Annotated in this window: 12 protein-coding genes; 8 read left to right on the top strand and 4 right to left on the bottom strand. The window is 37.4% G+C overall.

Going from position 1 to position 12,053, the window contains the following annotated elements; all coding sequences use genetic code 11:
- Positions 1-32: 32 nt before the first annotated feature.
- Positions 33-596 carry a TetR/AcrR family transcriptional regulator gene (locus HMPREF1135_RS11530; RefSeq protein ID WP_007595368.1) on the bottom strand — a complete coding sequence of 188 codons (564 nt, stop codon included), beginning with the start codon at positions 594-596 and terminating at the stop codon, positions 33-35.
- Positions 597-735: 139 nt separating this feature from the next.
- Complete coding sequence (nrdD, locus tag HMPREF1135_RS11525) at positions 736-2,904, bottom strand: anaerobic ribonucleoside-triphosphate reductase (RefSeq protein ID WP_007595367.1); 2,169 nt, start codon at positions 2,902-2,904, stop codon at positions 736-738.
- A gap of 275 nt (positions 2,905-3,179) precedes the next feature.
- Between nrdD and HMPREF1135_RS11520 the strand changes: the two genes are divergently transcribed.
- From HMPREF1135_RS11520 to HMPREF1135_RS11485, 8 genes are all read left to right on the top strand, one after another.
- Positions 3,180-4,118, top strand: a complete 939-nt coding sequence (locus HMPREF1135_RS11520) for an FMN-dependent dehydrogenase (protein WP_007595366.1) — start codon at positions 3,180-3,182, stop codon at positions 4,116-4,118.
- Between the two features lie 166 nt (positions 4,119-4,284).
- Positions 4,285-5,235: an ABC transporter permease gene (locus HMPREF1135_RS11515; protein WP_007595365.1), complete on the top strand. Its 951-nt coding sequence runs from the start codon at positions 4,285-4,287 to the stop codon at positions 5,233-5,235.
- Positions 5,225-6,019 (top strand): ABC transporter permease, encoded by a 795-nt coding sequence (locus HMPREF1135_RS11510; RefSeq protein WP_007595364.1) that lies wholly within the window; start codon positions 5,225-5,227, stop codon positions 6,017-6,019. Before HMPREF1135_RS11515 ends, HMPREF1135_RS11510 begins: the two co-directional genes overlap by 11 nt.
- Before the next feature lie 86 nt (positions 6,020-6,105).
- Positions 6,106-7,686, top strand: a complete 1,581-nt coding sequence (locus tag HMPREF1135_RS11505; protein WP_007595363.1) for an ABC transporter substrate-binding protein — start codon at positions 6,106-6,108, stop codon at positions 7,684-7,686.
- A complete protein-coding gene (locus HMPREF1135_RS11500; RefSeq protein ID WP_007595362.1) occupies positions 7,686-8,450 on the top strand; it encodes an ABC transporter ATP-binding protein in 765 nt (254 codons plus the stop codon). The genes HMPREF1135_RS11505 and HMPREF1135_RS11500 overlap by 1 nt, the downstream gene beginning before the upstream one ends.
- Before the next feature lie 25 nt (positions 8,451-8,475).
- Complete coding sequence (locus tag HMPREF1135_RS11495) at positions 8,476-9,228, top strand: ABC transporter ATP-binding protein (protein ID WP_007595361.1); 753 nt, start codon at positions 8,476-8,478, stop codon at positions 9,226-9,228.
- 149 nt (positions 9,229-9,377) lie between these two features.
- Positions 9,378-9,827 carry a DUF3290 domain-containing protein gene (locus tag HMPREF1135_RS11490; RefSeq protein ID WP_007595360.1) on the top strand — a complete coding sequence of 150 codons (450 nt, stop codon included), beginning with the start codon at positions 9,378-9,380 and terminating at the stop codon, positions 9,825-9,827.
- Positions 9,828-9,830: 3 nt separating this feature from the next.
- The gene (locus HMPREF1135_RS11485) at positions 9,831-10,520 is read left to right on the top strand and encodes a DUF421 domain-containing protein (protein ID WP_007595359.1); all 690 of its coding nucleotides are present in this window, start codon (positions 9,831-9,833) and stop codon (positions 10,518-10,520) included.
- Positions 10,521-10,590: 70 nt separating this feature from the next.
- Here the strand turns inward: HMPREF1135_RS11485 and HMPREF1135_RS11480 are convergent, their stop codons facing one another.
- Complete coding sequence (locus HMPREF1135_RS11480; protein ID WP_007595358.1) at positions 10,591-11,082, bottom strand: HD domain-containing protein; 492 nt, start codon at positions 11,080-11,082, stop codon at positions 10,591-10,593.
- A gap of 97 nt (positions 11,083-11,179) precedes the next feature.
- Positions 11,180-12,031 (bottom strand): transporter substrate-binding domain-containing protein, encoded by an 852-nt coding sequence (locus HMPREF1135_RS11475; RefSeq protein WP_007595357.1) that lies wholly within the window; start codon positions 12,029-12,031, stop codon positions 11,180-11,182.
- Positions 12,032-12,053 lie beyond the last annotated feature (22 nt).

Genomic DNA, 12,053 nt, shown 5'->3' with positions numbered 1-12,053 from the left:
ACATATATTCAAAAAATAAAGAATTTAATTCTTTATTTTAAGATACCCTTAATGAAGTTGGTTGCAAGTATTTCAATGATTCTACCGATATCATGAAAATCATTTTCTGTGATATTCATATCCATATAGTAAAATAAATTATAAACCTGTAAAATATCCTGAATTTTTTCTTGTGAATAGCCCTCTTTCTCCATGCGATCGGTAAATGTCTTCACCAAAAATTTATGAAAGTGATTGGCTGCTTTGCCTTCTTCTGAAGAATAGTAATTGTGAAGTTCTTCAGAAACGGCGGTATTATACCATTCTGCCAGAATTTTATTTGATGAAACCAAGCTTCGTGACTGCCTAAAAAGTTTACTGATAAGTTCAACCATATCCATCTTCCAGTCAATTTCATTTATCATTGCCTGACGCACACGGTTATTTTCGTCTATATAAATATCTAAAAAAATAGCTTCTTTACTTTCATAATAATTATAAAAAGAACCGACTGCCACACCGGCTTGTTTTGCAATTTCTGAAATTCCTGTCCCTTTATAGCCCTTTTTAGAGAATACATCATAGGCAGCTGTCTTTAATGCCTGTTTCTTGTCCAATGCTATAAACCTCCTCCAATTCATATTGTGAATGAATTTTATTTTTTATTCATTCACAGTATACCAACTTATAACCATCCTGTCAACCAACAAAAAAGCTGTCGCACCTACAGGTGCAACAGCTTTTTTATGATTTTAATTATAGATGTAATACTCTGTCCGCAATCTCCTGAGTTCTTCCCTGGTTCCAGAACTGTGTTCCTATATAACCGCAGGTTCTTCTTGCAACATTAAGCTTACTTTGATCCGTATTTCCGCATTTAGGACATTTCCATACAAGCTTACCCGCATCTTTAACGATCTTTATCTCTCCGTCAAATCCACACTCCTGACAGTAGTCGGACTTGGTATTCAGCTCAGCATACATTATATTGTCATAGATAAATCCAAGCAAACTCATTACGGCTTCAAGATTATCCTGCATATTCGGAACTTCTACATAACTGATGGCACCGCCCGGTGAAAGCTTTTGGAATTCACTCTCAAACTTAAGCTTTGTAAATGCATCAATATTCTCAGATACATGTACATGATAGCTGTTTGTAATATAGTTTTTATCTGTGATACCTTCTATAATACCGAATCTTTTTTGGAGTGCCTTGGCAAATTTATATGTTGTGGACTCAAGCGGTGTACCGTATAATGAATAATCAATATTCTCCGCCTGCTTCCATTCATTACATTTATCATTCATCTTCTGCATCACACTGAGTGCAAAAGGTTTTGCCACATCATCTGTATGGCTCTTTCCGGTCATATACTTTACGCACTCATAAAGTCCGGCATATCCAAGGCTTATGGTTGAATATCCACCATACAAAAGCTTGTCTATCGGCTCACCCTTCTTTAATCTGGAAAGAGCCCCATGCTGCCAGAGTATAGGTGCAACATCTGAAGGTGTTCCCTTTAATCTCTCATGTCTTGCTCTGAGTGCACGATGGCAAAGTTCAAGTCTTTCCTCAAAGATATTCCAAAACTTTGTAGTATCTCCACCTGATGAAAGTGCAACATCTACAAGATTTATAGTAACAACACCTTGATTGAATCTGCCGTAGTATTTAGGCTTACCGTTCTCATCCACATAAGGTGTTAAAAAGCTTCTGCATCCCATAGGTGTGTAGCAATTTCCGTTGCCGTTTTTATCCACCTTATACTCAAACATCTTCTTTTCCGAAACATAATCAGGTACAAGTCTCTTTGCGGTACATTTTGCAGCAAGCTTTGTAAGATGGTAATATCTGGTTCCGGGGCGAATATTGTCCTCCTCTAAAACATATATAAGCTTAGGGAATGCAGGTGTTACCCAAACACCGTTCTCATTCTTTACCCCCTGATATCTCTGTCTTATCATCTCTTCAATGATAAGTGCAAGATCTTCTTTTTCTCTTTCGTCCTTGGCTTCATTTAAGTACATAAATACTGTGATAAACGGAGCCTGACCGTTTGTAGTCATCAAAGTCACTACTTGATACTGTATAGTCTGTACACCCTTTGTGATTTCTCTGCGAAGTCTTTTTTCAATAATCTCTTCTTTTCTTTCAGTAGACACATTTAATCCGTACATCTCGGCTTCCACTTCATCACGGATCTTCTGTCTGCTTATATCCACAAAAGGAGCAAGATGGGTAAGAGAAATACTCTGTCCGCCATACTGGCTTGAAGCAACCTGCGCAATTATCTGTGTCGCAATATTACATGCTGTCGAAAAGCTGTGCGGCTTCTCAATAAATGTGCCTGATATGACAGTCCCGTTTTGAAGCATATCCTCAAGATTTACAAGATCACAGTTGTGCATATGCTGTGCAAAATAATCCGCATCATGGAAGTGAAGAATACCTGTCTTATGAGCTTCCACTATCTCAGTATCAAGAAGTATTCTTTCTGTAAGATCCTTTGAAACCTCTCCTGCCATATAATCTCTTTGCACTGATGCAACTGTAGGATTCTTGTTTGAGTTCTCCTGCTTTACTTCCTCATTGTCACATTCTATAAGCGCCAATATCTTATCATCTGTTGTATTTTGTTTTCTCTTTATACTCTGAACATATCTGTATGTGATATATCTTCTGGCTACCTCATAAGCATTCTCTCTCATGATGCCGTCCTCTACCATATCCTGTATCTCTTCCACGCTCATCGCACGGTTCATACTCATGCACTGATTCTCTACAGTATTGGCAATACGGTCAACCTGGGCTTTCTTTAATTTATCATCTTCACCTACTACAGCATTTGCTTTATAGATTGCAGCAATAATTTTTGAAATATCAAAATCAACTTCAGCGCCGCTTCTTTTAATGATCCTCATGTCGGTAACCTCTCTTTATTATTACATAGTATCTGCTTATTGTCGCAGTTCTTATAAGTACCTTTTTAAGAGTATATAACTCTCTCGAATTCATAGTATACACAATATATTGTGCTTGGTCAACGACTTTATTACCACATGGTGTAAGCAGCGGTATGAATATTAAATAGAAAAAATCGACGAAAATTTGCAAAAAAAATTTCAACTGTGGTATTATTAAGTTAAAAGCAATATAAATATTACATAATAACAATATATTTTTAGAAAGGATAATTATGTCGGAAAATGTAAAATGGCCGGGGCCTGCAGGACTTATTCCTGTAACAAGCGGTAAGGCGGAAGATGCAAATGTGCACAACAGAAACTATTTAAATAATATTCTTGTGGAGATGAGAATAATAGATGCAATACTTCCCGATAAGCATAAAAAAATATTCGGGACTGAATTTGACTCTCCGATAATGATGCCTGCTTTTTCTCATTTGAATAAGGTCGGCAAGGACGGCAATAAGCCTATGCTTGAATATGCAAAGGCTGCAAAGAGCTTAAATATACTCAATTGGGTAGGCATGGAGCCGGATGACGAATTTAAAGAGATAGCGGATACAGGAGCCAAAACTGTCAGAATTATAAAACCTTTTGCCGACCATGATATAATATTTGAGCAGATAGAGTTTGCAAAAAAATGCGGTGCCGTTGCTGTGGGTGTGGATATTGACCATGTTCCCGGAACGGACGGAAAATATGATATAGTTGACGGTATTGCAATGGGTCCGGTTACTCAAAGCGATTTGGAAGAATATGCAAAATTTGCAAAAATACCTTTTGTGGCTAAAGGAGTTTTATCGCTTCAAGATGCCGCAAAGGCAAAACAGGCGGGCTGCAGTGCTATAGTAGTATCTCACCACCACGGTCGCATTCCTTTCGGTATACCTCCCGTTATGATACTTCCCGATATAAAGAATGAAATAAGCGGTATGGAGATATTTGTAGACTGTTCAATAGATACAGGCTATGATGCCTACAAGGCTTTAGCGCTTGGTGCAGATGCCGTATCTGTCGGCAGGGGGATACTTTCTCCACTTTTGAAGGAGGGTGAAAGCGGCGTCATTGAAAAAATAAACAAAATGAATGAAGAACTTTCAGAGCTTATGATGTATACAGGCGTGAAAGATGCAAACTCATTCGATCCTTCGGTTTTATATATAAGATAAAAATACAGGCTTTATTTTTCAATATTTTATATTGTAAAATAAGGCCTTTTTAAATTTGAAACTCATTTTCATTTTCTCTTGACATATCCCTTTCTCTTTTATATTCTATTATCATGTTTACAGCTTTGCTTAAACAAATAAATTTTACCTTTTCTTGGTGGAAAAATTGTTTAAATATATTTTAAAAAGATTATTATCATTAATTCCTATACTTATAGGTATAAGCTTTATATCCTTTGCACTTATATACTTTACAGGCGGCGATGCGGTGGCGGTAAGATATGAAGCCATAGGCGGAGTACTTTCTCCGGAACTTATAAATCAAAAGAGAGAAGAACTTGGTTTAAACCATCCCTTTATCGTTCAATATATAAGCTGGCTTTTGGGGGTGGTTCAAGGTGATATGGGTATCAGCTATGTATCGGGAAAACCGGTATTTGGCTATATTTTCTCTAAACTACCGAATACTCTCTTACTGAGTATCAGCTCTTTACTTACTACCCTAATTATCTCCCTGCCGCTTGGTATACTTTCAGCGGTAAAGAAAAACTCTGTATTTGACAATATTATAAAAGCGCTGTCATTTGTAGGCAATTCTCTGCCCAACTTTTTTGTGGCGCTTGTGCTTTCATATATATTTGCATTACAGTTAAAGCTTCTTCCGGTAATCTCACAGGGAACAAGTATAAAAAGTCTGATACTTCCCACACTTACTCTTGCACTGGCAATGAGCGCAAAGTATATAAGGCAGATTCGTGCACTTATTATATCGGAGCTCTCAAAACCTTATGTGACCGGAGCAAGAGCCAGAGGTATAAAAGAAAATACAATCATATTCTTTAATGTACTGAGGCTTACATCTCTCACTCTCATCACATTGATGTCACTGAGTTTCGGAAGTCTGCTTGGCGGAAGCTCCATTGTTGAGAGTATCTTCATGTGGGACGGAATCGGAAAGCTGGCTATTGAATCTATAAATTTACGTGACTATCCTGTGATTTTGGCTTATGTACTGTGGATGGCTTTTATATATGTATTTATAAATTTAATATCGGATATTTCATATTATTTCTTGGATCCGAGACTTAGAATCGGAGGTGGAAAATATGCGAACTGAAAAATTAATCTTTCCGTCTTTTTTGGTGATTGCACTGCTTGTATTTGCACTCTTTTCTCCAATGCTTACACCTTTTGATATCACAGCACAAAACCTGATGACGGCAAAATCTCCTCCGTCCTTTCCTCATATAATGGGAACTGATATATATGGCAGAGATATGCTTTCAAGAGTGATTGCCGCATCAAGAATCAGTATATTTTCAGCTTTGGCGGTAGTACTTTTGATGGCTGTTATCGGTGTGGTAATCGGAATCTTTTGCGGATATCTCGGAGGAATTGCAGACACTTTACTTATGCGTGTATCGGATATATTTTTGGCGTTTCCGGGACTTGTGCTTGCAATTGCAACTGCAGGACTTTTTAAAAACGGTGTATTCGGGGCGATAATAGCGCTTGCCTCCGTGGGATGGCCAAGATATGCAAGACTCTCAAGAGGTCTTGTACTGTCTACAAAAACCTCCACATATATAAATGCCGCAAAAATAAGCGGCAGTGATACGATACAAATAGTATTTACGGAAATACTTCCAAATATTATCGGACCGATAGTAGTGACGGCAAGCCTTGATATAGGTACAAGCCTTATGGAAATGTCCGCTCTGTCATTTTTGGGACTCGGTGCCACCCCTCCCACTCCTGAATGGGGAAGCATGATAAGTGAAAGCAGGAGTTTGCTTCAGCTAACTCCATGGATCACACTTTCACCGGGAATTGCCATCTTTATCACAGTCTCTATATTCAATATATTCGGTGAATCACTTAGAGATTACTTCAACGTATAAATTAATATACTTTTGAAATTATTAAACAGCACATAAACGGTTAAACAGATGTTTATCCGTAAATATATAAAGGAGTTTTTACATACATGAAAAAACAAATAAAATTACTTTCTGTTGCCTTCAGTGCCGCTCTGCTTCTGGGTGCATGTACCTCTTCTTCAAAAACTTTGTCTGAGAGCTCGGCAGGTTCCGAAACCTCGTCAGTTTCATCCGATACTTCCGATACTGCAAAGACTCTTGTATACGGCACCGGCAGTTACGGTGTGGGTATGTCCGATGCAGGTCTTAATCCACATGAGGACTACTCGGGATGGAGCTGTGTACGATATGGTGTCGGGGAGACATTGTTCAGATTAAATGAAGATATAGAGCTTGTACCATGGCTTGCCGATTCTTACAAGTTCTTAGATGATAATACTCTTGAAGTTGTGATTAAGGACGGAATCAATTTTTCATCAGGCAGAAAGCTTGATGCAGCTGCCGCAAAAGAATGTTTTGAAGATTTGATAGCGGTACATGACAGAGCACCTAAGGATATGAAGATACAGGAAATAAAGGCTGACGGTCAAACACTCACATTTGTAACTACCGAACCGAATCCGGCTCTTTTAAACTTTCTTGCGGAGCCTTATACCGCAATTATAGATATGCAGGCAGGTGTGGATGCAAGTAAGAATATTTCAGGTACAGGTCCTTACAAAGCAACCGCAGTGTCTGACAGTGAAATAAGCCTCGTATCAAGAGATGACTACTGGGGCGGTGAAGTATCAAAGAAAAACATCACCGTAAAGTCTATCACAGACGGTGACACATTGACTATGGGACTTCAGTCGGGAGAACTTGATGTAACCTCCGGACTTCCTTATGCAAGCTACCCGCTTTTTGAAAATGACAATTATAATATAAACTCTGTGGCCACAAGCAGAGCATTCTTCCTGCAGTTAAACTTTGACAATGAACTTCTCACAAATAAAAACATCAGATCCGCCATAGCTATGGCCATCGATAAAGAAGGCTTTGTAAATGTTTTGCTTGGCGGTCATGGAAAAGTTGCAAACGGACCGTTCCCTATGAAGGATAGCGAAAACCCGACATACAGTTTTTCTCCTGAAAAGTCAAAGGAGTTACTTGCAAACGCAGGATGGAGTGACAGTGATAATGACGGATATGTAGATAAGGACGGCAAAAATTTAGAACTTAACTACATCACATATCCGGGAAGAACCGAGCTTCCTATACTTGCACAAAGTATACAGGCAAACTTAAAGGATATCGGTATCAAGCTTAATATAAACAGTACGGAGAATTATCTTGAGGTGATGAAGGACAGCACTACATGGGATATCTTCGGCAGTGCAATGGTTACAAATCCTACCGGAAACAAGGGATATTTCTTTGATATGACTTCTCTTACCGAGTCACCAAAGAACAGAGGACATTACTCAAATGCCGAACTTGACGAACTTGCAAAAAATCTTTCCACAACATTTGAAAGTGAAAAACGTGAAGAGATTGCAAAAAAGATGAGCGATATTTTAGTGGATGATTGCGGTTTTATATTCGTTTCACACTTACAGATGAGTCTTGTAAGCAAGAAAAATATAAAAGGTCTTACTCCTATGCCAAGTGACTATTATGAATTCAGTAAGGATCTGGTAATCGAATAATGAAAGAACTTTTGAAATTTGAGAATATAAATATTTCATATGAAAAAAGACAAGTTTTATATGATCTGTCATTTTCTCTTAACTCCGGTGAAATTCTGGGTGTAGTCGGAAACAGCGGTTGTGGAAAATCCACATTGCTAAAGAGTATCTTGGGGCTTTCAGGCCCCAAAGTACTTTCCGGTAATATTTTTTTTGAAAACGAAGATCTGTTATCACTTAATGCTTCTGAAATGAGGAGAATTCGCGGTAATCGTATCAGTATGGTTTTTCAGGAATCCGGTATTCATACCAATCCTTTAAAAACTATAGGTGACACTGTTTTTGAAAGTATGAAAGCACATAAACAGATTTCAAAAGAAGAAGCTCTTGATATTGCAACAGGCATCTTTGAAAACCTCTCATTACCTGACCCGAAAAGGATTTTGAGAGCATACCCATTTGAGCTTTCAGGCGGTATGAATCAAAGAGTGGGTATAGCGCTTGCCATGCTGAACAGACCTTCTTTAATTTTAGCCGATGAGCCTACCAGTGCACTTGATCCTATAGTTGCTGTGCAAATAGTGAATGAGCTGAAATCACTGCGTGAAAAGTACAATACAGCTGTTATACTTGTAACCCATAATATAAAAATAGCAAAAAGTATCACAGACAGGATATTGGTATTAAATAACGGTAAAACGGTTGATTACGGAAAAACATGTGACGTACTCTCCTCTCCTAAAAATGATTTCACAAAGGAGCTGATACTTTCCGCTTTCGGTTAGGGTATCTCTTTATTTCGGAGTATATATGAATGATATTTTAATTATAAACAAACTTACAAAACAATTTGACGGCGAGAAAAAGCCAAGTATTGAAAATATCGATCTTACATTAAAATCGGGACGATGCCTTGGCGTTGTAGGTGAAAGCGGTTCAGGAAAAAGCACACTTGCAAGAGCAATAACAGGTTTGATACCGGTAACATCCGGAGAAGTTATATTTGACGGCAAATGTATCAGTAAATTTTCAGCCTCACAGTACAGGAGAATATACAAAGATTTACAAATGATTTTTCAGCTTCCGAGGGAGAGCTTTAATCCTGTCAGAAGCCTTGGTGAGAGCATAGTTTTAAACCTGAAAAACTTCGGTTTTAGAGGTAATTATAAAAACAAAGCGATATCTCTTTTAAACCGCTGTGGTCTTGATTCTTCTTTCTATGGTAAATATCCCGGTGAAGTCAGCGGAGGTGAATGTCAAAGGGCCGCTATTGCCAGAGCCATCGCCTGCTCACCAAAACTTCTTATCTGTGATGAGGCTACCTCTGCACTTGATATGATAGTTCAAAGAAAAATAATATCACTACTGGGTGAACTGAAGGATGAACTGGGAATGGCGATACTTTTTATCTGCCATGATATATCTTTGGTTCATTATATGTGTGATGATGTAGCCGTGATGAAGGACGGTCATATAGTGGAAAAAGATGTTACAAGCAGAATAATCCACCGCCCGCAAAATGAATATACCAAGGCACTTATAGAAGCATCCGATGTATACTGATTTATCGGATGCTGTTTTTATTAAACGTATGTAAAATCACCTTAATAAAAGTATAATATCGCTTAAAATATCCGGTATGAAACAGCTTGAATCCAAATAGAGTTTATGCTATAAATTACAAAGATTATTGAAAGGAGTGCAAGTATCATATGAATTTTTATACTATGGATTATATTATAGAACACCAGTCTACCGATATGATTATCAGATCCACTTTTATCATTCTTCTCTTAGCTATCGTTATAATTACAGGCTTTCGCTTTATGAAGGATAGAATGAAAACAAGGCTTAGAGACATTTCCATAGGTATTGCCGTTTTTACATTTATACTTTTAGGAATTCATGTGGAAAATTATACTAAAAACCACAAAGACTTTTCCCAGTCACATGTACTTGTAAAATTTATAGAGAGTGTAGCTACGGCTGCACATGTATCACCTGAAGAAATACTGGTAAATTCCACCACTTTAAAAGACGGTATTATAGTCCGCTACAATGAAGAGGACTATACCGTGCATCTTAATGATGACAACAACTCATATACTTTACAACGTACACATGTTATAGATCATAATGTATATATAAACGGAGAGAGATAATTTATGAATATATATTTATTAGTCGGTATCAAATTTATTCTCGGTATCATGGTAATGATTTTACAGATACATATACTTGGAAAGTATGAGTTCTCTATAAATACTCCGCTAAACCAGATACAAAACTATGTACTCGGTGGAATTATCGGAGGTGTGATCTATAATACTTCCATTTCCATCATAACATTCCTTATTTTTATATTGATCTGGTCTTTAGTCGTTATTATCGTAAAATTGCTGGTCAATATAAAGGCCGTAAAGTCATTGGTAGTCGGAAATCCCGTTATCCTTATAAAAAACGGTAAGGTAAATGTTGAAAACTGCGCCAAAGTAGGAATATCTGCAGACCAGCTTATGCTGCATATACGGATGGAAGGACTCTTTTCTACAAAAGAGGTAAAGTCTGCAATAATGGAAACTAACGGTAAGCTTACCATTATAGATATGCAATCAGCTACACCTAAGTTCCCTATTATTTCAAACGGCAGAATAAACCAAGATATACTTGAGGTTATCGGACACGATGAAAAATGGTTGCTTTCTTCAATCAATGAACAGGGCATTGAAAACATACAGGATATTTTCCTAGGTGAATATGTAAACGGCGAATTGAATCTTACTATTTATCCGAATATTGATAATCTGTTATATAAAAAATGCATAACTATACTGAAACGGCACAGATGCTTGTAGTTTTACTTCCACCTTCACAAAACTGAATACTGAATTAAAAGGGCCCTCTGAAACTTAGAGGGTTCTTATTTTATCTGTCTAAAAACAGGGATTTCAGATATCTTATACCGGTTTCCGTTTTGAAAACCTTTCTCATCATCTCTTCTATTGCTTCTTTTTTCAACTTCATCTCATCTGCATTGACCAAAAAGTCGGCTTCCAATAAAATTTGTAAATCAATGCCGTCAATATCCGTATATGTATGATGATGTGCTATCATAAAGTCTATCCTGTCCAGCATAGATTTTGATATATCTGTATCTTCAAAAAATTTTCCAATCATCGGTGAAGATACCTCTTCCTGCTTTTTACCGTCCGCTTCACCATACTTTTCTCTGAGCGAAGGGCAGGAAATATCATGCACTATAGCGGCTATTTCAAGTGTTTTTTGAGTATTATCATCAAGATTCTCTCCCTTTCCTATATTTCTTGCATATCCCCATACCTTTAAAAAATGATTGATATCCCTAAAGCTGCCCTTGCTTTCTTTTATCATCTTCTCCATTACTTCACTGACAGTCATATAACACCTCTTACAAAAATATTTGCTTAATATTATATATTAATTTTTTACACTTATAAATAAAAAACGGGCTTTTATCCAAAACCCGCTTTAATCCTTATTCCGCTTTTCCGCCTTCTATTACAAGAGTATCTGCATATTCACTGCCATAAGTATCTGTAAGTGTCTCTGCATAATCCTTGTGGAAGAAGTTCTCTTTTCCAAGACTTTCAATCTCTGTATTGATCCATTCAAGTAATGTAGTATTTCCCTTTGTTACAGCCGGTGCGATTGTATCCTTTGCACCAAGATTGTCAATACCTACAGTATATCCCGGATTGCTCTTTGCAAATGCGATAACCTCAGTATTGTCATTTACCCATGCCTTGCCTGAACCGTTTAAAAGCGCATTCTTGGCATTCGCATATGTATCATACTTTTGAAGCTTGATATCAGGATAGTTCTTAATCATATAAGTCTCGGCTGTTGTTCCTGAAATAACTATCATCTCATCCTCAGCCTTCCAATTGTCAAGGCTTGTTACAGGCTCTTTATCGGATGATATAACTCCAAGTCCTACATTCATATATGGAAGTGCAAAATCTACCGCCTCCGCTCTTTCAGGTGTAACTGTAAAGTTTGCAAGTATAATATCAACCTTACCTGTCTCAAGATATTCCACTCTGTTTGCGGCCTCTGTACTTACATAATTGATTTTAACACCAAGATCCTCTGCAAGTCTGTTTCCGAAGTAAATATCATATCCCTGATACTCACCGTTCTCATCGACATATCCGAAAGGATGCTTATCTGAGAAAACACCTATATTTATAGTTCCCGCACTCTTTATCTCATCTAAAGTCCTGAATTTATTCTTAGCAGCACTCTTTGAAGATGAACCACATGCACTGAGTGCCAAAGCTCCTGCAGCCAAAATACCTAACAATCCTATTAATTTACCTTTTTTCATTTTATATTCCTCCTATATGAAA

The organism is Lachnoanaerobaculum sp. OBRC5-5 (genome assembly GCF_000296385.1).
Taxonomy (GTDB): domain Bacteria; phylum Bacillota; class Clostridia; order Lachnospirales; family Lachnospiraceae; genus Lachnoanaerobaculum.
The sequence above is the reverse complement of the archived record's forward strand: the minus strand, read 5'-3'. Positions and strand labels throughout refer to the sequence as shown.

What these genes read in the sequence shown, in the direction of transcription:
- nrdD (WP_007595367.1), bottom strand. Translation starts at nt 2,904, where the DNA reads ATGAGGATCATTAAAAGAAGCGGCGCTGAAGTTGATTTTGATATTTCA.
- HMPREF1135_RS11520 (WP_007595366.1), top strand. Translation starts at nt 3,180, where the DNA reads ATGTCGGAAAATGTAAAATGGCCGGGGCCTGCAGGACTTATTCCTGTA.
- HMPREF1135_RS11510 (WP_007595364.1), top strand. Translation starts at nt 5,225, where the DNA reads ATGCGAACTGAAAAATTAATCTTTCCGTCTTTTTTGGTGATTGCACTG.
- HMPREF1135_RS11505 (WP_007595363.1), top strand. Translation starts at nt 6,106, where the DNA reads ATGAAAAAACAAATAAAATTACTTTCTGTTGCCTTCAGTGCCGCTCTG.
- HMPREF1135_RS11500 (WP_007595362.1), top strand. Translation starts at nt 7,686, where the DNA reads ATGAAAGAACTTTTGAAATTTGAGAATATAAATATTTCATATGAAAAA.
- HMPREF1135_RS11495 (WP_007595361.1), top strand. Translation starts at nt 8,476, where the DNA reads ATGAATGATATTTTAATTATAAACAAACTTACAAAACAATTTGACGGC.
- HMPREF1135_RS11490 (WP_007595360.1), top strand. Translation starts at nt 9,378, where the DNA reads ATGAATTTTTATACTATGGATTATATTATAGAACACCAGTCTACCGAT.
- HMPREF1135_RS11485 (WP_007595359.1), top strand. Translation starts at nt 9,831, where the DNA reads ATGAATATATATTTATTAGTCGGTATCAAATTTATTCTCGGTATCATG.
- HMPREF1135_RS11480 (WP_007595358.1), bottom strand. Translation starts at nt 11,082, where the DNA reads ATGACTGTCAGTGAAGTAATGGAGAAGATGATAAAAGAAAGCAAGGGC.
- HMPREF1135_RS11475 (WP_007595357.1), bottom strand. Translation starts at nt 12,031, where the DNA reads ATGAAAAAAGGTAAATTAATAGGATTGTTAGGTATTTTGGCTGCAGGA.